Origin of the sequence: Bacillus sp. FJAT-45350 (genome assembly GCF_002335805.1) — a bacterium.
In the GTDB taxonomy this organism is placed as follows: domain Bacteria; phylum Bacillota; class Bacilli; order Bacillales; family NISU01; genus FJAT-45350.
The window spans coordinates 1,062,578-1,086,320 of the sequence record NZ_NISU01000001.1 but is presented as its reverse complement, the minus strand read 5'-3'; the positions used below and the strand labels follow the sequence as shown (position 1 = coordinate 1,086,320).

The 23,743-nt window shown below is 33.9% G+C and carries 23 protein-coding genes, 1 pseudogene and 1 riboswitch; of the genes and pseudogenes, 4 read left to right on the top strand and 20 right to left on the bottom strand.

What is annotated here, in order from left to right; genetic code table 11:
• Positions 1 to 53 precede the first annotated feature (53 nt).
• The 5 genes from CD003_RS05425 to CD003_RS05405 form a co-directional block, all read right to left on the bottom strand.
• The gene (locus CD003_RS05425) at positions 54 to 1,490 is read right to left on the bottom strand and encodes a glycoside hydrolase family 1 protein (protein ID WP_096199957.1); all 1,437 of its coding nucleotides are present in this window, start codon (positions 1,488 to 1,490) and stop codon (positions 54 to 56) included.
• Between the two features lie 384 nt (positions 1,491 to 1,874).
• Complete coding sequence (locus CD003_RS05420) at positions 1,875 to 2,117, bottom strand: exotoxin beta-grasp domain-containing protein (protein WP_096199955.1); 243 nt, start codon at positions 2,115 to 2,117, stop codon at positions 1,875 to 1,877.
• 142 nt (positions 2,118 to 2,259) lie between these two features.
• Complete coding sequence (locus tag CD003_RS05415; RefSeq protein ID WP_096199953.1) at positions 2,260 to 2,928, bottom strand: hypothetical protein; 669 nt, start codon at positions 2,926 to 2,928, stop codon at positions 2,260 to 2,262.
• A 131-nt stretch (positions 2,929 to 3,059) separates the two neighbouring features.
• The gene (locus tag CD003_RS05410) at positions 3,060 to 3,332 is read right to left on the bottom strand and encodes a YciI family protein (RefSeq protein ID WP_096199951.1); all 273 of its coding nucleotides are present in this window, start codon (positions 3,330 to 3,332) and stop codon (positions 3,060 to 3,062) included.
• Between the two features lie 245 nt (positions 3,333 to 3,577).
• Complete coding sequence (locus CD003_RS05405; protein ID WP_096199949.1) at positions 3,578 to 4,813, bottom strand: MFS transporter; 1,236 nt, start codon at positions 4,811 to 4,813, stop codon at positions 3,578 to 3,580.
• Positions 4,814 to 4,884: 71 nt separating this feature from the next.
• Here CD003_RS05405 and CD003_RS05400 point away from each other — a divergent pair, with 71 nt between their 5' ends.
• Positions 4,885 to 5,094: a hypothetical protein gene (locus CD003_RS05400; protein ID WP_096199947.1), complete on the top strand. Its 210-nt coding sequence runs from the start codon at positions 4,885 to 4,887 to the stop codon at positions 5,092 to 5,094.
• 183 nt (positions 5,095 to 5,277) lie between these two features.
• On the opposite strand, the gene CD003_RS05395 is transcribed toward CD003_RS05400, so the two are convergent.
• From CD003_RS05395 to CD003_RS05335, 14 genes and pseudogenes are all read right to left on the bottom strand, one after another.
• Positions 5,278 to 5,589, bottom strand: a complete 312-nt coding sequence (locus tag CD003_RS05395) for an STAS domain-containing protein (RefSeq protein WP_096199945.1) — start codon at positions 5,587 to 5,589, stop codon at positions 5,278 to 5,280.
• A 15-nt stretch (positions 5,590 to 5,604) separates the two neighbouring features.
• Positions 5,605 to 7,683: a FapA family protein gene (locus CD003_RS05390; protein ID WP_096199944.1), complete on the bottom strand. Its 2,079-nt coding sequence runs from the start codon at positions 7,681 to 7,683 to the stop codon at positions 5,605 to 5,607.
• Between the two features lie 11 nt (positions 7,684 to 7,694).
• Positions 7,695 to 8,537: a PP2C family protein-serine/threonine phosphatase gene (locus CD003_RS05385; RefSeq protein WP_096199942.1), complete on the bottom strand. Its 843-nt coding sequence runs from the start codon at positions 8,535 to 8,537 to the stop codon at positions 7,695 to 7,697.
• Positions 8,537 to 8,857, bottom strand: coding sequence for an STAS domain-containing protein (locus CD003_RS05380; RefSeq protein WP_096199940.1), 321 nt, complete (start codon positions 8,855 to 8,857; stop codon positions 8,537 to 8,539). The genes CD003_RS05385 and CD003_RS05380 overlap by 1 nt, the downstream gene beginning before the upstream one ends.
• 67 nt (positions 8,858 to 8,924) lie before the next feature.
• Positions 8,925 to 10,544, bottom strand: a complete 1,620-nt coding sequence (locus CD003_RS05375; protein WP_096199938.1) for a HAMP domain-containing protein — start codon at positions 10,542 to 10,544, stop codon at positions 8,925 to 8,927.
• 30 nt (positions 10,545 to 10,574) lie between these two features.
• Positions 10,575 to 11,528, bottom strand: a complete 954-nt coding sequence (locus CD003_RS05370; RefSeq protein WP_179295442.1) for an ATP-binding protein — start codon at positions 11,526 to 11,528, stop codon at positions 10,575 to 10,577.
• A gap of 150 nt (positions 11,529 to 11,678) precedes the next feature.
• Positions 11,679 to 11,762, bottom strand: a riboswitch (cyclic di-GMP riboswitch).
• A gap of 41 nt (positions 11,763 to 11,803) precedes the next feature.
• Positions 11,804 to 12,268, bottom strand: coding sequence for a sensor histidine kinase (locus CD003_RS05365; protein WP_096202260.1), 465 nt, complete (start codon positions 12,266 to 12,268; stop codon positions 11,804 to 11,806).
• Positions 12,269 to 12,412: pseudogene (locus CD003_RS22540) on the bottom strand (histidine kinase dimerization/phospho-acceptor domain-containing protein); the annotation flags it as partial.
• Positions 12,413 to 12,439: 27 nt separating this feature from the next.
• The gene (locus CD003_RS05360; protein WP_096199934.1) at positions 12,440 to 14,575 is read right to left on the bottom strand and encodes a sensor domain-containing protein; all 2,136 of its coding nucleotides are present in this window, start codon (positions 14,573 to 14,575) and stop codon (positions 12,440 to 12,442) included.
• Positions 14,576 to 14,917: 342 nt separating this feature from the next.
• Complete coding sequence (locus CD003_RS05355) at positions 14,918 to 17,047, bottom strand: LuxR C-terminal-related transcriptional regulator (protein ID WP_096199933.1); 2,130 nt, start codon at positions 17,045 to 17,047, stop codon at positions 14,918 to 14,920.
• Positions 17,044 to 17,289 carry a hypothetical protein gene (locus CD003_RS05350; RefSeq protein ID WP_096199931.1) on the bottom strand — a complete coding sequence of 82 codons (246 nt, stop codon included), beginning with the start codon at positions 17,287 to 17,289 and terminating at the stop codon, positions 17,044 to 17,046. The genes CD003_RS05355 and CD003_RS05350 overlap by 4 nt, the downstream gene beginning before the upstream one ends.
• A 13-nt stretch (positions 17,290 to 17,302) precedes the next feature.
• A complete protein-coding gene (locus CD003_RS05345) occupies positions 17,303 to 18,727 on the bottom strand; it encodes an ATPase domain-containing protein (protein WP_257008349.1) in 1,425 nt (474 codons plus the stop codon).
• 261 nt (positions 18,728 to 18,988) lie between these two features.
• Positions 18,989 to 19,204 (bottom strand): aspartyl-phosphate phosphatase Spo0E family protein, encoded by a 216-nt coding sequence (locus tag CD003_RS05340; RefSeq protein ID WP_096199927.1) that lies wholly within the window; start codon positions 19,202 to 19,204, stop codon positions 18,989 to 18,991.
• A 325-nt stretch (positions 19,205 to 19,529) separates the two neighbouring features.
• On the bottom strand, positions 19,530 to 20,156 hold the full coding sequence (locus CD003_RS05335; protein WP_096199925.1) for a lecithin retinol acyltransferase family protein: 627 nt from the start codon (positions 20,154 to 20,156) through the stop codon (positions 19,530 to 19,532).
• A gap of 145 nt (positions 20,157 to 20,301) precedes the next feature.
• Here CD003_RS05335 and CD003_RS22535 point away from each other — a divergent pair, with 145 nt between their 5' ends.
• From CD003_RS22535 to CD003_RS05320, 3 genes are all read left to right on the top strand, one after another.
• Positions 20,302 to 20,682, top strand: a complete 381-nt coding sequence (locus CD003_RS22535) for a HAMP domain-containing protein (protein WP_373558530.1) — start codon at positions 20,302 to 20,304, stop codon at positions 20,680 to 20,682.
• Positions 20,683 to 20,718: 36 nt separating this feature from the next.
• Positions 20,719 to 21,597: a methyl-accepting chemotaxis protein gene (locus CD003_RS05325; RefSeq protein WP_096199922.1), complete on the top strand. Its 879-nt coding sequence runs from the start codon at positions 20,719 to 20,721 to the stop codon at positions 21,595 to 21,597.
• Positions 21,598 to 21,792: 195 nt separating this feature from the next.
• Entirely contained in the window at positions 21,793 to 22,638 is an 846-nt protein-coding gene (locus CD003_RS05320) for an AraC family transcriptional regulator (RefSeq protein WP_096199920.1), read from the top strand.
• A gap of 372 nt (positions 22,639 to 23,010) precedes the next feature.
• Here the strand turns inward: CD003_RS05320 and CD003_RS05315 are convergent, their stop codons facing one another.
• Positions 23,011 to 23,718 carry an aspartate/glutamate racemase family protein gene (locus CD003_RS05315; protein ID WP_179295441.1) on the bottom strand — a complete coding sequence of 236 codons (708 nt, stop codon included), beginning with the start codon at positions 23,716 to 23,718 and terminating at the stop codon, positions 23,011 to 23,013.
• Positions 23,719 to 23,743 lie beyond the last annotated feature (25 nt).

Sequence of the window (23,743 nt, the reverse complement as noted above, 5' to 3'; positions counted from 1 at the left end):
TTAAAATACATAAAGAAGAATGCTAATAAGCATTCTTCTTTTGTATAGGTCCTTTATAAGGTTTGTCCATTGGATGCTATGACGTCCTTATACCAGAAAAATGATTCTTTCTTGATGCGTTTTAATGTGCCACTGCCATCGTCGTTCTTATCAACATAAATATAACCATATCGTTTAGAAAACTCACCTGTCGACATACTTACCATATCGATACAGCCCCAGCTCGTATAGCCTATTAATTCAACTCCATCTTCAATAGCCTCACCCATTGCTTTAACGTGCTCACGAAGGTAGTCAATACGATAATCATCATTGATCGTGCCGTCTTCTTCTACTTTGTCATATGCTCCTAACCCATTTTCAACAACAAATAATGGCTTTTGGTAGCGTTCATATAATTTGTTAAGGCTGATACGTAATCCTACGGGATCAATTTCCCATCCCCAGTCACTTGCTTGTAAGAATGGATTTTTTATACCACCAATAATATTTCCTTGTGTCGCTTCTGCATCTGTCTTTACTTTCTTCTCCGTACGAGACATGTAATAACTAAAGCCGATGTAATCAACAACGCCTTCCTTTAATAATTCTAAGTCACCATCCTGAATGTCTAACTCGATATTATGCTCTTTAAAATATCTGTTAATGAACACTGGATACTCGCCCCGTACTTGCACGTCTGCACAATAGTAATTGAAAAGCTGTTCTTCTTGTAGGGCATGCATGACGTTTTCAGGATTACTATCAAATGAATAAACAGGTGCGAAGAGAATCATACAGCCAATTTGAGAATTAGGAATGATCTCATGGCAAGCTTTAACTGCTATCGCACTTGCTACAAATTGATGATGATAAGCCTGGAACGTAGGCTGGTACTTATCCTCTTCTTTTTGAACCGAAAAACCAAGACCTTGAATCGGCATCTTCAAACCACTATTGATTTCGTTAAACGTCATCCAGTACTTCACTTTATTTTTGTAACGTTTGAAAATTGTCTCTACATACCGTTCAAAGAATGTCACTACTTCTCGGCTTCTCCAACCAACATATTCTTTCACCAAATGCAGTGGCATTTCATAGTGAGAAATCGTTACGACTGGTTCAATCCCATATTTATGTAATTCATCTAACACTCGATCGTAAAAAGCTAAACCTTCTTCATTTGCCTCTAGCTCATCACCATTTGGATAAATTCGTGTCCAAGCAATAGACATTCGAAATGCCTTGAAGCCCATTTCAGCAAATAACGCTATATCTTCCTCATACCGATGATAAAAATCAATTCCTTCATGGTTTGGATAATAATAGCGTTCAGTATCGATTTCAAAGTCAAACCCTGGATTCATTAATATCTCATAACGCTCCTTTCCACCTGGAAGAACGTCAGCTATATTTAGTCCTTTATTCCCTTCATTAAATCCGCCTTCTATTTGATTAGCAGCAGTTGCTCCTCCCCATAAAAAACCCTCGGGGAATTGATACTTTTTCATTTGAGATACCTCCAGATAATTATTCCTCCTTATTATTGGTTTTTCTTCCTAAATTACTCTTTTTATAAAGTATCATTCGTAAATCAGAGCGGAGAATGATATAACAAATCTAAATTTATAGAATTAACAGCTTATCATTACAATTCAACAAGGCCGCTGAAAAGTGTGATTTTCAGCGGCCTTATTTGCGACTTATATTTTATTTGCGAAAAACGAGATATTTTTGCGAAATCTCATTTTTATTTGCGAAACCCTCAGTATATTTGCATTTCGACAAAATTCGCTAACTCGTTCCTTCTTGCATCTCCAAATATTAGTTTTTCACACTTTTTTAATAGCATGAATACAATAAATTTTTCTGAAATTAAAAATTCAGTCCTTGTGTTAGGACTGAATTCTCTTCTCGAGACTATTAATTTTTGTATCGTGTTTCCCTGTTTTTTCACTTAAATAATCAACGTCATACATAATTCCGTCAACCTTCTTAGAAATTAAATGAAGAGTACCTTTAACATCTTCTTGTTGGCTTTTTTCTATTTTGTCAAGTCTATTTAACACCTCTTTAAACTGAAGGTCTACTTTATCAAATCGTTCTAAGATGATTTTGAGAACCTGTTCATTATCCATTTAATCACCTCTTTTTTAAATCTACTATGATGATTATATCATATGCGCAAGTTGCTTTTCTTTATCAGTTATATTTTTTTCTTGATTTTGCCCCTTGTTCAATAGAAATATCTGTAATGATCAAGACTGACCCTGAAAAACCCTACAGTCTTCTCTCATTCCCATTCGAATCTCTCAATATAATATCGATCCCTTTCGCAGTTCCAGAGTAATAATAGTTCTCTTGATTGGAGATATCAATAACCGCTACTAGCTTAATTACCTTTTCTTCTCTATGATAAAGAGTTACGATATGGGGTCCAGCTTGATTGAGAAGTGAATAGCTCGGTACGTCTTCAAATTTTCTTTCTCGTAATTCAATCTCAAAGGAAATCTCCTTATTTCGGTTATTTATTATTGGAAGTAAGCACTCTATCTTTTTTTCTAGTTTAGATTCATCAGTAGCGTATGTGCACTCACTCATATTACGTTCATAGGATAACGCATAAATACTTGAAGCTACGGTCATTTGGTATGTTGAGATGATAATCATCGGTAAAAGAAAATAAGTCACAACACTTCCGACTATGATGCGTGTGTTCCATTTGTGACAAGCGGAATTAAGTATAAAGAGACTGATGAATAATAGCAGAATGCTTGTAAGACCGACATAATGCAATCCAGTTTCTGTTACCATCCTAGAATAAGGTGGAATGCCAAGTAATTTAAATATACTTTCTCCTAAAGGGGCATGATGTGGAAAGGGAAAAATGAGAATAAAAGAAATTAGAAAAATAGAAATACCTAGCCAGAATCTTTTTTTATGTATCAATAGAACGTCAACTCCAATAATTTTTAAATAAAAATGATAAAGTTACTATAAGCAAAATAAACGTGAAAAACCACTGAAAGTATGGGGTTTTCACGTTTTATTTTGATTGAAATCAGTTATTAGATAATAACTTAATTCTGTGAAGCAAAGCTAGCATTCCACTCATGTAATTCTAGTCGACGAGCCCCTAGTGCAACGTATGGATCTTTCTCTGCTAATTCTTGGGCCTCTTGTAAGGATTCTGCTTTATACACTACTAAACCACCTGCTCCATCCACGAATGGGCCCTTGGCAATGATTTTCCCCTCATTTTCTAATGTAGAAAGGTATTCTAGGTGTTGTGGACGATATTCCTTATTCTTTTCTTCATCTACCATGTATAAAATTGCTGCAAAATTTGCCATTTTTAAGTTTGCCTCCTTATTTGTACAACATGTTGAAAATCTATACACGTCCGAATATTTTCACAAGTTGTATAGAAATCACCATGTTCGATCATAGTATTACTTTAACCTAATTTAGGAATGAATTCCACATTCACCTATAATACTTTTAATGAAAAAAGGACCCAATCTATACAACATGAAGGGCCCCATTAGTAGTTTTCTATTCATTTGTAGCTCCGGGAAATCCATAATATATCTAACTATTACTGTGACTGACGTTTTTCATTAATTAAAAGTACTCCAATCAAACCAATCATTGAGAAGATAACTGGAGTGATGAATCCATAATAATAGCCATTGCTAATGCTACCGGATACAGCTTGAACATGATCCAATACTCTCCCAAAAATACTAGGAAGTAATACGGCGCTTAAGAATCCACCTGTATTCGCAAACCCAGATACAATGCCTGATTCTCTTATCGGAAAAGATTGGCGAACAGCAGCAAATGTTAACGCATTTGCCCCATATGCTAGACCAATAATAAAGAAAAGAGTCGTTAACAAATAAAATGGAGGATTCCCATTAAATAAAAGGAAGATTGACCAACTCAATAATAGAATGATGTGAACAACAACATACGGCCGTTTTATTGTACCTAATTGACTAGAAATCCAACTACCGAGAGGAGCACCAATAAGTGCCCCGATTAGACCGAGCATCATAAGCTGACTGGCATCCGCACGTGTCATTCCATATACATCCATTCCATATGGTACTCCCCACGAACTAATAAAGCCAACATACGTTCCGACAATCCCAAAGTGACAAAGAAATAACGCCCACGCTTGCCGAGTTGAAAAAATTCTTCGCAGTAGAACCAAGGATTTTTCTCGTTGAACTTCACCTTTCATAAATAATTTTTCTTTTGGTTTTTCTAATAGTACAAAATATAGGAGAATCGCACATAAGCATAAAAGTAGTCCTGCTGAAAAAAACGCTGTCCTCCATCCTAGGAAGTCAATTAACAAAGAGAATGGAACAGTCGCCAAAAGAAAGCCGAGGCTTCCTGTCATTGCTGTAATACCAATTAACTTAGTAAACTCCTTAGCATTAAACCAGTGGCTCAATATTAACACCATATTAACCCAGATGGTCGCATCCCCCGTCCCGATCAAAACTCTGGCAAAGAATAAAATCCATTCATGCGTGCCAAGGCTATAAATGATAGTTCCTATACCTGTCAGCATCGCTCCCATAATAAGAAAAAAATTCGGTCCATAGCGATCCGCCAAAAACCCCATTGGAATTTGCAGTCCGGTGTACACAAAAAATTGAATACTTATCAATAACCCAATCGTTGTTGCTGTTACATTAAAATCTAACATGATTTGATCGGTTATCAACCCTGGAGCCGTTCGTTGGCTAGACATTAATAAATAAGTAAACAATACAGAAGCAAATACAACCCACCTAAACCGGCTATTTTGTTTGTCCATAGATATCTACCCCTGTAGCCTTTTACTCTATCTATATGCTAATCTTGATAAAGTGGAAGGAGATGTCATAATTGAACAAAAACAAATTGAATACGATTATGATCATAATCGCAAGTGTCGCTATTCTTACGATTGGCGGTGTCATGTTTTACAAGATTAATACACATCATCAAGCCAATAAACTTATTATAGAGAAGTGCTTTGAAAACTTAGATAATGGAGGAACTGTGGTAATAGAGAAGAAGAATCTATGGTCTCCAGTTTCTTGTGTGAAAGAATAGAATATTTCAAGACCAAGACTTTGAACTAGTGTGGTGAATTATTACTCCAATAACAAAGGCGCTGAAAAAAGTATCGTTTTACTTCTTTCAGCGCCCTTTTTGTTAACAAATCCTCGTATGATTTCTATCAGTGTATACTTCATTCCCCTTTGGCCATTGAGAAACCTTTGTCTTTATTCATGATTACAAAAATACACCGTCACCTAGAATATCTGGTATTTGTAACAATTCAAAGATATCCATAACTTCTTTTCTTACATTACTAATCGTTACTTTTACTCCCTGGTCGTTTAAAGTTTGAACAGTGCTTAATAATAACCCTATTCCAGAAGAGTCAATAAATGGAACATCCTCAAAATCGATTATAACTGTTTGAAACGACTTCAATGTAGTCATTAGCTCTAATTCAACTACTTCCGTGCTATCAATATCTAAATCTCCCTTAAGTTTTACTACAAGGGATTCATTCATTATTTTTGTTGAGAAACTGATCATACTCTACCCCCATTTTTATTCAAAGATAATACGGTCATTTTTATCAAGATAAGCTTGAATATGATACCTTGTTTCTTTAAATATATATTTTACATTACCAATCCTAATAGTGACTCCTTCCATTGCCTTATCGATCATTATTTTTTGATCATGTGGAACTGCAATTACAGTCGCTGTTCCTATTTCAGCTCCAGCTTCATTTATAATAGCTCCCAACTTTCCATATACTTCTCCTCCACGGATAATCCCCTTTATATGAATTTCTCCACCGGCATGAATTTTCGTATTCACACACCCTTGTCCAAGTATCTTTACATTCCCGCTACAGTAGAGATGACTATTTGAAACACTTGGTATGATCATATATGAATCTGGTTCTACAGGAGTTATACTTAGCTCATGTAACTCTTTCATCTTGTGAGATAAATCCTTTATTCTTTCTAAAGACGTTTGTTCATTTGATAGGGTTAGAAATAGTTGTCTTAAATTCAGCGATAGATTCCTCCACTCCCCATCCTCTAAATAACCATCTGCTTTTCGAATAACATCAACATATCTCTTAGCTAATGGTGGAAAGTTCTTAAACTTTTTCTCTAGTAAAATACGTATGACTGGTTGTAAGCCACCTCTTGTGAAATCAGTATTTTTAAAAGCAGGCGATTGAATCAGTTGATTGATTACTACAATTATTTTCTCAGTTTGTTGGTGAAGTGAGCCAAGTATATGACCCAATTCTGCAATCAGCATATTATTTTTACCTGCTGATAATTCTGAACCAATAACAGTCCCATATGATATGATAGCCCCTGAAGCTGTGAGGTTTGCTCTATTGATTTCCTTATGAACAATGATGTCACCACCAGCTTCAACAAGCATTCCACCCTCAATATTTCCGGTTACTTCTACATCACCCTTAAAGTGAATGTTTCCTGAGGTTAAATTAACATCTCCCCGATGAGTTAACTTTTGCATGATAGCCACTTTCACTAACTGACCCCTCTTCTCAATTTGAGGACGTCCTGATTCAGTTGATACAAGTTTATCCTCAACTAACGAAATACCTCTCCCCAAGTTCAACTTAACTGGAAACGTTTGTTTTGCTGGTAGTGGCTCATTGGTAACCGTATAACCATGTTGACCAGCAACAGGAGGATGAACAATCGCAACAACTTGTCCTCTAGTCACATTAGGAATCGTTTTTATTTCTCTAAAATTGACACTTCCATCTTCTGATTCTTTAGGTCCAACATGTGTTTCTAAATCAATCTTTGCTTCAACCCAACCACCTTTTCCTTGTTTTGGTTCAATCCCCGTGGCAATTTCAAACGTGCCAGAAACTTTAGTTTCCATGGCTTTCATGATTTCACTCTGATTAAATCCATGAATGACCCTAAGTGACTGCAGTTTCTCTATAATTGCTTCGTAAGTTAAGTGGTTATAAACTTCCTTTACTTCTTCTACATATAAATTAATGTGATATTCAGCTTCTATATCTGGGATGCTTCGTGTAATTATAAATCCCGGCTCAACCTGTAGAAACACTTTTAATTTCTCAGGGTCCATCTTTACACTCCATATCGTTTGGATCTCTTCATTTTCGACTTTTAGTTCATAAATATCTTTATCTGTTACGATATGTGTCTTCTCTTTAAGTTCTTGATTGTTTTTATAGAGTTTAATACCTTCTGTAGTACTAATCATAGGAAATTGTACTGGGGACGCCTGGCAGTGTAACACTCCGTTTGTAACCCACACCTTTCCTGATAAATGGTCAGATGTTTCATTGAACTCTTTCACAATTGGTTCTTCGATGTCTGTTTTAACCAAATTAATTTTCTCATCTGGAATAGTTGAAATTACGCTTTCAAGTAAGTCAAATCGATCGCTCACCTGATTCTCAGATTTTATATTTAAAGAATCGGTTTGTAATTTAACCAGTTTAACGACAGCTTCTTTAGAGCCTATTCTAAAAAAACCCTTCGTTTCATGTTGTACTATCTCAATGTTTACATCATTTATAGTTACATCCAGTAAAGATAATCCTAGATTAATAGCTTCCTTAATATCTTTGCCTTTTGAAACAATGCTTCGCATACTTATCCCACCTATACGTTTATTACTGGTGAATTTAAGCTTGTAATGTTTGAATTCTCATAACTTAATTTCAATACGACCATTGTGATATCATCTTTTTGTGGCGCTCCATCCGTAAACTCATAAATAGAGTTAATAACACTCTTCTCCATTTCGCCTACACCATTATCTTGATGATCAAGTAATGTCTTAGTTAGTCTTTCTAGTTGATACTGTTGTCCCTCTTGGTTTTGTGCTTCTACAATCCCATCCGTATAAAAAAATACTGTATCATTGTTGCCCAACTTAATTGTTTCTTCTTTATAAACTTGATTTGGCAGTCCCCCGACCATAACTCCTTTAGCTTTAGGAAGTAATGTCACCGTTCGGTCCTTCCCGTTAATATATAGCGGCATGTTATGACCTGCATTTGCATAAGTTAATAATTCAGTCTCCGGGTCCCAATCTGCACAAAATAATGTAACGAACGACTTCAGCGTCCTTAAATCTCTATATAATGCTTGGTTCATAGCTGTTAACGTATCTCCAGGACTTGACATACTTTCTGCAGCTGTGCGGAAAGCGCCTCTCGTCAAAATCATCAGCATAGCAGCCGGAATCCCTTTTCCCATTACATCGCCAATGACGATGCGAATTTTGCCATTGACCAATGGATAAAAATCATAATAATCGCCCCCAATTAACCTAGCCGGAAGTGAAGAACCAATGACTTCCCCCTTTTCGAGAGTGGGAGTATTCCCATTTAGTAATTTTGATTGGATATTTTTAGCCAAGTTAATTTCTCGTTGCAGCGTTTTATCGAAATCTCCTGTGTTTTCTTTGAAGTTTGATACAGTTAGACCATCATAATACATCACGACACCTCCCCTTGAATTGCCTCTAAAATTTGATATAACCCTACCATTTCAAATATTTGGTCCGTTAATTCATTTACCCCTTGGAGATTTAACTTGAAGTTTTTTTCCTCTGATAAATGAATCGCATTAATGATTGAACCGAGACCAGTTGAGTCCATAAACTCAATTCCAGAAAAATCAATAATTAATTCTTCTAAGCTATCCTCAATCTCTTCTAGATATGGATCGAGAACATTATTAGTAGATATATCTAAAATCCCTTTGATTGAAAGTGTAAGTATTGAAGCTTTTTTTTCTTTCATTACTGTTAAACTCATAAGTTATCCCCCCTAGATGTTTATCCACATTACCTCTCTACATTTCCATACACTTCAGTTAATAGTTTTACAATTCATCTTTCACATGGAAGTACATTATTTTTGTATTTAATGTACTAGATAGTTGATCTATCTTTAGTAGTGCTTCATTCAGTTCGTTTAATGTATCATGAAACATGAGCGTGATATCCGTTACATGGTTTGAATGCTCTTTGACCATTCTTTCAAGTTCCGTTAGTTTCATATGAGTGTTATTCAAGGACTCTCTCAATTGAAGGTTATTCATCCCTCTTATATGATCTGTTTCCTGACTATTGTTAATTGTAGAAAATAACTGTTGCATATCTTCCAACAAAATTGAAATCTCCAGTAGTAGGTCTTTAGACTCCGTCGTCATTGCCGTTGATGTCTCACCCATTGTCTTGACCGAGGTATAGACTTGTCTAGAAAGCAAACTAGATACAATCACTAGAGAATGAGATTCTTCTTTTACACCCGTAATTAACTGATGGAAACGTTGAGTCATTTCATTGATATTTTCCGCAAGCCAATCTAGTTCATTTTTTTCATTGATCGTTATTCTTTGAGTTAAATCTCCATCCGCTACACATTGAATATGTTGGACAATCTTTTGTAATGGCTCTAATTGACGTCTAGCAATGATACGAATAATAATAAATAGAACAACGGATGATAATAAAAATCCACCTAAGAACAAATACAAGAACTGATTTTCAATTTGCTTTTGTCTCGTTAAATCTAGCGTAGTCACCATCACTCGTTCATTACCAAGTGATTTATATAATTTTTTATAAGGCACACCGTCTTTTTCAAAAAGTACTTTATGGCTGCTATCTTCACTTTGCACCTGCTGAAGGAACTCTTCATCCTCTTCTAAGCCAAACTGATGACTCCCATATAACACAGGTAAGTCAGTATCCGGTTCAACTACATCATTTTCTTCCCCTTTTAACCAAGCAGGTACATTGATAACAGCAATCTCTTCAATGTTGATATTCTCATCAATGATTTTTTCAATCATTTGTGTTGGACCAGCTTGAAAAGTAAGGTTATAAATCTCCTCATCTAGGATAAAAGGATTGATCATAAAGTCAGTTGTTCCATCGTAATAATAAGCAAACTTGTAATAAATATGTTCAAAAAGTTCTGCTCTAGAAATGGGGCCTACCCAGTAGTTTTCCATGGCCATCCCTTGCTCAACTGTTACCTCTTGGCCTGACATTAATTGATCAAATGCAGTAAACCAATATCCCCAATCCTTTGAACTTAAATTCAATTGAGTTTCATCAGAAGATTCCGTAACGACTATGTCATCACCAATTCTTTCCCAAAGTGAGATTTCTTCCACATCCCACCGTTTCGCTACTTCTTGCAAATATTCCATGCTAATATCTTCAACCTGTTTCCCACGTAACTCGGACATGATTCCTTTTGACGATGAATATAATATATTTTCAATCATATGTTCAATTGTGTCTGTAGATTGTTGTGTTGACGCCATTGTATGAACTACAATTTCAGTTATATTATTTATTTGCTCCTCTTGATATGCCTCAATCTTCAACTTAAAAAAATAATAACCAGATATAAGAATAACAACCGCGATTAAGCCTAAGAACAGACCAATTTTAAATAGTAATTGCATCATAATCGTATTTCTTTTCATAAATTTCCTCTCCCCAGTATGTTCTCTTTGTTAACCAGCACTCTTTCCTTCTACCTCTTGAGCATAATCAATCGTTAAAATAAGCGTAGAGCCAATTGGTGACGTATATAATAAGACTTGCTTCGTCATTTTCATCATAAGTGAAAATCCATGCCCCATTGATTTTTTGGTAGAATATCCAGCTAAAAGTGTTGTTTTAGGAAGCTCCTCTAGAGAAAAACCAGGTCCTTTATCTTCAATAACAAAGCGTATTTCATTACGTTCCTTATCTTCTAGCATTGTCAACTTACCTTCTTCAGCATGTTTTAACGTGTTTGTAATAGCTTCCGACAATGCCAATAACCAACTCATTACTTTTGCTTTATTGAACTCCTTTTGCTCTAGGATGTCTTTCACTTGATTGCGGCATCTTGGTATGTCTGAACGTTCTCTAATAATGCCCTCACAATAGACCTTTCCTTGTTTGTATTTACTTACTTCCTGTTCAGAAATTAGTAAGAACTGACCTTGAGTTACGGAAAAAATAACATCTTTATAGACCATCCAAATAGGATCAGATTTTTCCGTTGTTGTTATTGATTCATCAATTTTTTTCTTTTGCTCAAACAAATCCTTTTTGTGAATATCATAGGCTTTCAACATCGCGTTTTGAATATCATTTCTCACTTCTAATTTCTTTACTTGAGTTGGAATATCTTCTCCTTGGTTACACCACTCAAGCATGAGCTCACTTATATAAAGTAATTGTTCATGATCCTGATTCGTTTGTTTGTGATTAAATGAGATTTTTGATAATGAACGAAAAAATAGTAAACTACTTTTGGAATTATTATCACTTAGGTATTGATGTAATTTTTGTGCAAGAAACCCTCGTCTAGTCATGTAGGTCAGCTCTGTATAAGATAAATCAACCGGGAGTGACGGAGCACCCACATGAAGTTCTACTGTAGATTTTTTTAATACTTTATCTAAGATACGTTTCAATGAATGCTCCCCCTTCTTATTATCTAAAAGCCACATCTTTATGAAAGAAATTAAACTTTGTTTCGAAAGTTGACTGTACGCCAAATAGCCCACAAAAAGAATGCGGGCTACGAATATAGATAATATCCTATATTTCTATAATCCATTCTTTTCGGTAACACGGCGATCATAGCTTATAGCCTTAGACCCGTTGCTTTGCGTCCTTACTTTTCAATAAGTTTGCCATTATCGAAGCTGATATCCTAAATTAAAGTGGAAATAATTCCAGCAAAGAATTAGTTACACGGTAAGCTTATCTCTACAGTAGTGCCTTTATTTTCTTCACTTTCTATTACTATCATACCGTCGTGCTTCTTAACAACTTGAAAACAATACATTAATCCTACTCCAGTTCCTTTTTCATGAGTTCTAAAGTAAGGCTCTCCTAATCTCTCTACTCTTTCCTCTTTCATGCCAATTCCATCATCAATCACTTTTATTAATAAATTTGATTCATTCCTACTAGCATGAACTTTGACCAAACCGCCATTTTTTATTGCTTCAATACTATTTGTGACCAAATTTATCATTACTTGTTTCATTTGTATTGGGTCACACTTAATCCAAGGAAGATCAATGCTTTTCTCAAACTGTAATTCGATTTGTTTCCCTTTTGTTTTTTTGTCTAGTAGTGATATAACATCTTTTAATAATTGATTAAAGTCGACTAGCCTCCGATTTACATTAGTGCTAGAAATCATCAGAAACTCTTTTATATACTTTTCAATCTGGTTAATAGAGGAATGTAAAACATTAAAATATTCTTGCTTAATGCTACCTTGTTCAAATAAGTGAATAAATCCTTTTATCGTTGTAATTGGGTTTCTAATTTCATGTGCAATGCTTGCCCCTAATTCACTAACTACCTCTAACTATTCAGATTTTAGGAGAATTTCTTCCTTACGTTTTTCTACTAAATTCATTCCGTGTTCTTCTATTACTTTTTTTATCTCTTGGATTTTTGTTTCTAATTCAATAACAGGTACTGGTTTACTAAAGAAATATCCTTGTCCTTCATTACAGTTGTGCTCCTGGAGAAATACAAGTTGTTCCTTCGTTTCAATTCCTTCAGCAACAACATTTAGATTTAGATTATGTGCCATAGCAATAATTGTTTTCACAATTGTGGCATCACTAGTACCATTTGATAGTTCACGAACAAACGATTGATCAATTTTTAATGTATCGACCGGAAACTGTTTCAAGTAATTTAAAGAACTGAATCCCGTCCCAAAATCATCAATACTAATTTTTATCCCTAGTCTTTTTAAGTCATGAAGTGTAGCAATGGTTTGTTCTGTATTGGCTGTCATAGTCTCTGTTATCTCTAATTCTAATAAATGTGGTTCAAGGCCTGTTTCCTCAAGAACATTCTTGACAGTTTGGACTAACTCTACCTTTGTAAACTGTCGTGGCGATAAATTTACAGACATCACACCCTCAAATCCCTGTTCTTGCCACAGCTTATTTTGTATACATGCTTCTCGAAGTGCCCATTCACCGATTGGTATGATTTGACCTGATTCTTCAGCAATTGGTATGAACATACCTGGAGAAACGATACCCCATACAGGATGTATCCACCTAATTAACGCTTCTACCCCTATGATTTCATTCGTAACTAAATTTACTTTTGGCTGATAATATAGAACTAATTGGTTTCTTTCTATTACACTGTGTAAACCCAATTCAATGTCTAGTGGACTTATTTCATCACTTACCTCGGGAGGTGAATAAAAATGAAAAGTGTTCTTCCCATTCTTCTTAGCCTGATACATGGCAAAGTCTGCATTTTTCGTCAGTTGTTCAACTGATGTACCATCCTCTGGAAACATACTAATTCCGATACTAGGTGTCGTAAACACATCATAATTGGAAATAGAAAATGGAGAATCCAATAATTGAACAATTTTTTTTGAAACCGTTGCTGCAGCCTCTCTATCTACATTCGTAAGAACAATAACAAATTCGTCCCCACCTTGTCTGAATAGTAAATCATTTTCTGCTAGAATGTATTTCAGACGGTTAGCAACCTCGATTAATAATTGATCTCCAATCAAGTGTCCCATGCTATCATTAATTACTTTAAAACGATCAAGATCTATAAACAAAATGGCTAATTGGTTGTTTTTCGTTAGCTCTTTAGATAGACTTTTTTCAAATAAATACCGATTTGGTAACCCTGTTAAATAATCATAATAGGCTAATTGTTTGATTTCTTCTTCATTATTTTTTCTACTAGTAATATCTCGATAGTTAACAACAATTCCTTTAATATTCTCGTATTCAAGAAGATTTGTTATAATCGCTTCACAGTAAACCATATTCCCATTTATTCTCTTTAAACTTATCTCAGCTTTTTTAGTAATACTAGTAGGATTTTCCAATATTGATTCAAATAAATTTTGTACTCTTTCAATATCGGTTCTTTCAATCCAATTAAAGCAGCTTGTTCCTACTATCATCTCAGGAGTATATCCTAATAACTGTTTAACTGTGGGACTAGCGTATTTGATAATCCCTTCTTCAGTTAATACAGCAATCGCGTCTGAAGAATGTTGAAGCAACGTTTCGAGACGCACTTCACTTTCTTTCACCTTTACTTCTAGCATTTTTTTATCAGTGATATCTTTTGCCACTCCATATACACCAATAATTTCTTCACCTATTTTTGCAGGTACTAAATTTACTGAAAGGAATTTAATACTCCCATTCTTATGAACGATTCGACACTCATCCTCTATATAACTACCTAACGCTGCTGTATTAAATGAATTACTTATTTGTTGTAAATCCATTTTGTAAATATAATTTGAGAAATGAGAATATAATAATTCCTCTTCCGAAAAACCAGATAGATTTACTAGGCCTTCATTTATCTCTTGAAAATGACCTCTACAGTCTAACAAGTATAAAGGTTCTGGGTAGCTTGAAAATAACTCTTTATACAGTAGGTCTTTGTTAATATTTTGAAATTTATCACATTCTCGAAAAGATTGTTTATTCATAAACTCACCTCTACTTTTATGTAATTACCTTTTAAGTTTTCGTCAAACTTTAAGCCGCCATTTGATATCCTTATTTTCCAATAATAAGTAGGTTTCTGTATATAACCCACTACTCTTAATCTTTTATTAAATAGTCCTATTTATATATAAATGAATACTTAAATTATTAGGTTTTTTCGCTTTTTCTATAGAGTTTTTTAAATACCAAACGGATTATAACGTTAACACTATGGATATATAGGAATCTACTCCTATTTTTATTGTTCCTATATACTAGAGTAATATTGAGATCAAAAAAAGGATGGCCCAAAAGATTTTTCCTTTGAGCCATCCTCTGATTTATTAATTTGGCGGTGTGTATCCCAATTGATACACCATTGCAATAGCTTGTGCACGGTCATTCACTTCAAGCTTTTGAAAGATTCGAGTAATGTGATTTTTCACTGTATGTTCACTAATGAAAAGCTTATTAGCAATTTCTCGGTTATTTTTTCCCTTTAGAATTAAATTTAGAACTTCTACTTCCCTTGACGATAGATGAAGCTCATTCTTTAAAATCTTGTTTCCATCTGTCAAATCCGGCTTACTGCTAGTAATTAATTGACGTTCATCTAAAGAAATAACTGTTTCTACTATCGATTCTTGGTTTAGGTAGGAAATAAACTTCTCTTTCAATTCCTTACGTATGATAGACAAATCTTTAACAACTTCTACTCTTTCACCTTGAGTAACGAAAGTATAAATTAGTACTAAAATTTCAGAGTCTTTATTTTCTGTACTCTTATTTTCGAGTACATTTTTATAACCATTGAAAATAGTAATTAACTGTTTATCACTTAGGTATTTTTCAAGTACATTACGTTCATACAATGCAATACCACTTATTTTCCTAATTAATTTAAAATCTCCATCATTTAAAAAAGTTGTGAAAGCCTCCACATGGTCTCTTATTTTCATTGACAACCTATATTTATCGCCATTCTTGTCCATCACTTCAGTCAATAGGTTGATAATAAAGTCATCTGTATCTATCCCATATTGCTCTCTACATAAATGAATAGATATACCTCCAGCAACTGCTAAAGTTGATAAAAAGGCTTTATATTTTTCTAATTCATACTTTGGATTTAAACCTACACATAATATTCCATACATAAATCCATTATAATATAGTGGAAATTCTACTACGTCAATACCCCACTTAGTTTTCCCTTGTATCGGTTGCTTGACATTCACGTCATTAAACTTCTCTGAGAACGACCTAACAGCAACATCATAACCATAATCATTTATTTCAGCCGAGGACAACCCTCTTGAAACAATGTCAATTTTAGAATTGTTCATAGAAGGTTTATACACAATACAAGCAAACGGTCCTCTCATTATATTAATACTAATATCCACTAGAATATAGAGTACTCTTTTAATGTCCTTAACTGTTGTCATAACACGAAAAACTTCATTAAACGTGGATAGCTCCAATAAATGATTGTGTAAATTTTCTTTAAGGGTTTGAGTAGTAATTAATACACTTAATAATGATGAATACATTTTAATCGGCTCTAACGCATCTTCATTCCCAATTACTTCCTCAGTACTTCCACCAAATAATATCCCAATTAATCTTTCCTCTTCAAAAATAGGTTGGCAAAATAAACTTTTAGGGTAAAGACAATGACGGTGGAAAAAATTAACCCTTGGGTCATTGTAAGCATGTTTCCAAAATTGCAATTGTAATGTTGCGATTGTATGTCCGAGGAATCCCTCCCCTATAACAAAAGAATGCCCTTTAAGCTGTTCTGTATTTTTTCCATATATGGAATCAATGTAAAAGTAGCCGTCACTTCTTTCCATAGCTAAGCCAAGAAAGTTAAAATTCAAATGATTACTATATAGTTCTTCTAAAAAAGAAGACTTTGTTGCTATAGCAACTCTAATATTATCCAAACTCTTTTTCGTAAAAACCTTTGAGTCTTGGTCAATTTGTTTATCATACTGCGATTGTAGGTATGTCTCTACCACAGTAGCAAGGTTAGATATTTGCGTTATCTTCTCCTGTTTCTCATCTTCAGATATCTCTTGATAATCATCAATAGCCGTAATCAAATCGCTTACGTCCGAATGATGTGTAACTATGTAATCCTTTACAAGTTGACGTGTTAACGTCTCTAAAATATACCCAGCAAATATATAGTAGGAAGTATTTGCATTAATACGTATTGGCGAAATAATTATCTTAAGACCTGTACGATTATCAATAATTGTTGGTACTTTTAACGACTGTAACGATTTTAAAAAAGCATGGTAATTCTCTTTTGTACCCCAATTATTATGATGAATTTGGGACAAAGGGGTGAAGTTCGAAACTTTTGTAACTTCATTTCCCTCTACATCAGTTATCACCAGTGTTAAGTTAGTAAGTTTGGCATAGTCATCCTGAATACTTTGGAGAAAACTTAAACTTTTGCTCATAACTCCACCTGCTGCTCTAAATCAATACTTACCGGTTGAATATAACGATAAATTGCATTTTCGCCAGTTCCAATTACATCTAATACCATATTTGACACCAACAATTCTAATACACCTATTAAATCATCACTATTTCTGCCAAGCCGAGAAGATAAACCTTTAAGTGTTTCAAACGTATAAGGGTTTTCCTGAAAAAACAATGTACACTCTACTTGCAATGGATTTAAATGAAAAGAAACCATATAATTAATCTCCTTATATAAATCTAATAAACGGTTTAGATTGTATATTCTCAACTAGTAATGGTGAGGACATAGTACCTTGAGGTGATTTTTTTAATTGAAAGTACTGATAATTTCCGTCAACCCACGTTTGCATAACTCCATTACAAGTTCGTTCAAAGAAGCTTGCTGTTTCCGTACCAATTTCAGTAAAGTTAGTTAACGCGAGTAAGCTCATTTCCGATGCACTTACAAACGCAATTTCTTCAGTAAAGAAGCTCGTAACGAAGTCCTTCCCTCTTTGAGAAACCAGTGTATTTAAATCGTAGAAAACAAACCATTTCTCTCCTCGTTCAATGCTTTTGGAAACAACCTCAGCAAGTTTATCACGAAGAACAGTCTTATACTCTAGATTAGCCATTTTATTCACATTAATAACTGAAGATTTATATACTTCAGGAATAGGTCTATCATAGTGTTCAATAAAATAAACCTTCTTTTGTTTTGCCACTTCTTCAAGATTAACGCCATATAATCGGTATATATGTTCAAGGTCATGTATACCTGATAGGCTTGATAAAAGAATAATGACATTTTCCCCAGCATTAATTCGACTTGTTATGATTGAAGCTAGTAAATATTTATAATTTGCTTTACTGTTTGTATCTAATACAAACGAAGTACCTCTAGGAATTCCACCAGATAACATACTGTCTAATGACGTAATCCCAGTTGTAATATTTGAATGATTTTCAGTTACTACCATATCCTCAAACATAGATAGAGCAGGCACAAGATAAATTCCAGAGCTTGTGATTCTATAAATATGTTCTCCCTCTTTTATCTTGCAACCCCTCATTTTTAACACTTCTAACGTTCTTTTTCGATAGATTGTATTATGTTCCTGCAATGAAATTTGTATAACCCCATCTACCACATAGCTAACAAAGGGAATTTCCTCTTTATTTAAAGCAGTTTGTTCATTTATTAATAAAGATGTTAGCGAGTATTTACGTAAGATATTCCTAAGTAAATAAACAGTTTCTCTTTTTTCAACTTGGTTATCAATACCAAAATGAAGCAGATTTAAGCTATCTATTACAACTCGCTTACAATCTATTTCTTTTATAATTTGTTCGAATATCCCATTTGGTTGTTTCATCTGAGAAATTAATACGTCAGGTGACATACATATGACACGAAGTTTATTTTCTCTTTCTAATTTTTTTATATCCCAACCAAAAGATTGCATTTCTGTATAAATCTGTTCTGGAAATTCTTCAAAAGAGATATAAACTCCTGCTTCATTATGCTCCGTAGCACCATTATATAAAAATTGCATACCTAATATCGTCTTGCCTGTACCTGGTGCACCATCGAGTAATATCGAAGAACCTGTAGGAAAGCCTCCTGATATTATGTAGTCTAGGCCTTCTATTCCCGACTTCGTATAATTCATCACAAAAACATTCTCCCTTCTTCTTAACACATGTAGGGTTGAAAAACAATCGTATATTCCACTTAGTATAGTTAACACTATAAAGATAGTATAATTCTATATTTAATATAACTAGATGTCTAGCTATAATATTTAGCAATGGAAAGCATTAAAACAACAAGTACGATTACTAGTATCATTACCAGAATCCATAAAATGTAAAATGGTGAATGCAATTGATTTACATGAACTACGACCTTTAATATTCTGCGAACTGTTAAACTAATCACTTACTATAAAAACAGAATCAAGGAGAGTATCATTCTTTTTATCGTTTCTTACTTCATTTATATGATAATTGTTAAGTAACTTATCTAATTGTGTACTTAATTCTATTGTCCTTTGGTGTGTGAACCCATATTCTAAGCCCACATACACCATTTCTTTTCTAACTAACTCAATCTCTACTTTTAAATTAACTACAACATAGTTCTCCATCTATACCACCAGCTTTACTGATTATTTTATTTCTCGTAAAGTAACTTTCTAGGTGTGATGTTCTATGTTAATCTTCTAATAATATACTACATAGGTAAATCACCGCTATTTCCTATTTTTCACATTACTACTTAGGAAATTAACTTTCCTAAATGGGAATACTCCTATTCCTAATTCCTTCCTAATGAGACTACATTCTCCTTTTCAGCTTACTTGGTTTTATCAAACCAATTGAAATGGTTGAGAATTATATAAAAAGCTAGAAAAAGACGCAAACCTTTTCGATAAAGTTTGCGTCACTTCCAGCTTCAATCTACTATTATACTTATTTAAACCCAGCAAGTTCTTTAATCTGATCCACTTGATATGATTTTGAAAGCCCTGTTTTACACCATACTGCAAAATGCTCACAGTTATTTTCTCCTAAACTATATTTAGATTCGCCTAGTCTTAACCTGGCTCTTCTAACTGTTTCTTCCGGTGTATAAATACGAAAATCTTCTTCTTGAAGAAGAGATTGTACCAAATTACTAATAGCTGTTACGGGTGATGTGGGGAAATTTTTATATCGTCTTTCCTTTTCTTCTATTCGTTCAACATTTAATACGAAAAAAGAAGATTCCTCTTTCAAAAAATGTGAAAAATCTGTCTCCATAATTTCATTATCTGATGAAACATCTGATGTGTAGGAAGTATAATGGATGACTCTATCATTCCCAGCATAAATACCGTAATGCTCATAATACTTTCTTTTTATCCCAATGATATCCCCGTACTGTAATTGAGATTGATTGCTCACTTTCTTTTTTGAATTTTGTCTTATAACTGCTTTACTTGCCTGCTTCCCTACCACAGCAGTAGTAGTTGCGGCAGCTGCCGCTTTTGTTACGCCTAATCCAACTGTACCAACTTTCGCGAGTGCAGCTGCAACTGCGAGAAAAGGTAATGGCATATTGTTTCCCCCTTTATTAGAATTTTTAAAGATCTATTACTTTACTAATTGCACTTTCAATTTATACCATACGCAAAAATGTATTTTATTACATTTAACCTACTTAAATCAAGAAACTATAATAATAGAAAAGAATTTTACTTTTATGGATAATTTATATACAAAAGTATTCTACATTTGTGTATTGCAAACAAAACTAACTATTTCTATTGTTGTACTGCTTTTTCTTATTATATCTTTAAATACAACTATAATGGGAATCGCAGAATTGTATATTAACGAACTATTATTTTTGAATATTATATCCGGAGTATTAAGTATACTATTGGGAGCAATTGATTCTTATTTTAAAATACACTTTTTCATTAAAAAACCTCTTTATCAATTAACAAAGCTAGCTAATGCCTTTATGTCCAGTGATTATACACAACGCATTCAAATAAATACTGGCGATGAATTCGATAAATTAGGACATGTCTTCAACGAGACGGCTATACAAATGGAAAAAATTATCATAGAAATATAAGAAGCTAGTAGTTTATTAAATAATCGTACTAATAGTATGGAATCTAATGTTAGTGAATCTGAATTATCCTCTGAACAAATTTCATCTATTACAGAGCAATTCTCTTCATCGACGCAACAATTAGCTGGTGATGTAAGTGTCATAGCAGAAGAGTCGAATCAAATAGGAGAAGCAATCGAACAATTTTCAGAAAGTATACAACATATAGATGAAGCTACATCTAATGTGATAGATTCTATTAAGCTCTGCGATGAATCTATTTCACATTCTATGGACAAAGCAGCAGCTACACAGAAAAGCGTTTATCAAACTATTAAAAATGTAACTACACTAAATAATAAATCTGATGAAATTACTAAGGTTGTTGATATTATTAACAACCTAGCTGAACAAACAAATTTATTATCTCTAAATGCATCTATAGAAGCTGCAAGAGCTGGAGACGCAGGAAAAGGCTTTGCAGTAGTTGCTAAAGAAGTAAGTGATTTATCAAATAAATCCAAAGAATCTACTATTCAAATTCAAAAGCTAGTCCATTCTATTCAGGATGATATCAAAGAAATTGTACAAGATACTAAACTAAGTAGACATGATGTAGATATAATGGGTGAACAGATAGAGAATACCGAAAAGGCAATCAAAGAGATAAATGTTGCCTCTTTTCATATTAAAGAACAAACAACACAAGTCAATCAATCGATTAAAGACTTAGTGATAAGTGGTAAGAAAGTTAATCAATCGATTACAAATACTTCGGCTGCTTTAGAGGAATCAAAAGCAGGTACTGAAGAAATTGCTGCTTCAGCTGAACAGCAAACATCTACAATGAAGCACTTAAAAAACATGAGCATCGAGCTACAAGAATTATCTACTAGTTTAGATGGGTTAGTACGAATGTTTAGGGTATCGAACTAAATATGTAGATTACTCACCTAAAAAGGCAACTGTGCACACATTATAAAAGTACTGTTGCTTTTTTATTTTTAATTAGTTGTACGCTTACACTAATTTTTAGTAGTATAAAATAAAATCCGACTAGAATGAGCATGTAAAGTCGGGTTGGTTGTGATTTCTCCTGTTATTGTATTAGTGAAAGAGAGGTTAAATTTAATGGATATGTTAAAAGGAATGAATGATGCAATACATTATATTGAAGAAAATTTGGATAGTACGATAGACTTACATGAAGTAGCGAATAGAGCTTTTTGTTCTGAATATCATTTCAAACGTCTTTTTTCCCTTCTATCAGGTATTACCATCTCAGAGTACATTCGCAGAAGGCGACTCACTTTGGCAGCTTTAGAATTGAAGGACTCCCAAGTTAAAGTAATTGATGTAGCAATGAAATATGGATATCAATCTCCAGATGCCTTTTCACGTGCTTTTCAAAACTTTCACGGTGTTACTCCTTCATTATCACGAAATCCTAAGCAGAGTTTAAAAGCATATCCAAGAATGACCTTTCAATTAACAATTCAAGGAGGAATTGAAATGAAATACCGTATTATTGAAAAAGAACCATTTACAGTTGTCGGTGTTAAGTATGATGTTGAAATGGTAAATGAAATTCTATCACCTACCTATGAAGATATGATAGCAGGCATCAGTGATGCGAAAATGAATGAATTAGAATCCCTCTCCACTAACGAACCTCATGGGCTTATTCATGTATCTGTCAACTACTCAGAAGATACCGAAGGAAAAGCAACGTTTACTCAGTATATTGGAGCAGTTACCACAAAGGATGAAATACATGAGTATTCAATTTTAGAAATACCTGCCTTAACCTGGGCGATTTTTGAAGTGGATGGGGACTGGCAACAAGTTGAAGAACATTGGCAACGAATCTATTCCGAGTGGTTGCCTACATCATCGTATGAACTGGAAGAAGGTCCAGAAATTCTAGAGAGCAAAGATAACAAAAGTGAAATCTGGATTTCTATTAAGAGAAAATAAATTCTTACCCATAGCACAAACTTTCTAAAGACCCATTCAACAAGGGGATTGAAAAAGTGAGGTTTTCCCTTTTTCAATCCCCTTAAAGTAATGCGCGTAGCCGTTACCTCTTTTTAAGAGCTTGCTACGAGTGGTTTTCTCGTAGCAAGCTCGCAACGTGCGAAGCCATTACCGCTTCTTAAATCATCTATTTGGTACTTTTTCAGTGCCCTCAACAGTAACGGGTTCAGTTTTTGGAGGATAAAAGTTACATCACAAGCGAAACAAAAGTGGATTCAGCATTCCAATCCCGTACACATTAACACCATAATTAGCATACAAAAAACGCACTGATTGGTGCGTTTTTTGGTCGTATTGTCTTTTCTTCTTCAACTAATTATTATTAATAGCAAAATCTAGTGCTGCTAATGATAGTAAATTAGTTGTATCAAGGATAGGTAGCGGAGAATTATTATCATTAATTATTATTGGTAATTCAGTACAAGCAAGGGCAACTGCATCACACCTAGTTGATTTAACTCTATTGATTATTGATATAACGTTTTCTATTGACTTCTTATTGAATTTACCTGGTATTAACTCATCCATGATAATTGAGTTAATAATTTCTTGTTCTTCAATAGATGGGGTAATTAAATCTATACCATACTTTTCAAATGATTCTGCATATAATTTTCCTTGCATTGTAAAAATTGTTCCTAAAACACATACTTTTTTATAGTTTTGACGTTGGCACTCTTTTGAAGTTGTTTCTAAAATACTTACTAATGGAATTGGCGACCTCTTTTGGACTTCTTTAAATACACAATGAATTGTATTTGCAGGAATAATAGCAAAATCTGCCCCTATTAGCTGAAGTTTTTTTATAGAATAAAGCAATATATTTTCTACTTCTTGATAATCATCATTTACTACGGCCTGATAATATTCAGAGAATGAAACATTATGAAGTGATATTTCTGGATGAATATTCTTTCCCGTTCGTTTCATTGATTCAGAAACAATATTTTTATAACAAAGTGCAGCGCCTTCTGATGTTACAGCAACAATTCCAATTTTCTTATAAGTTTTTTCTAACAACAGAACCCAACCCCTATTTTATATT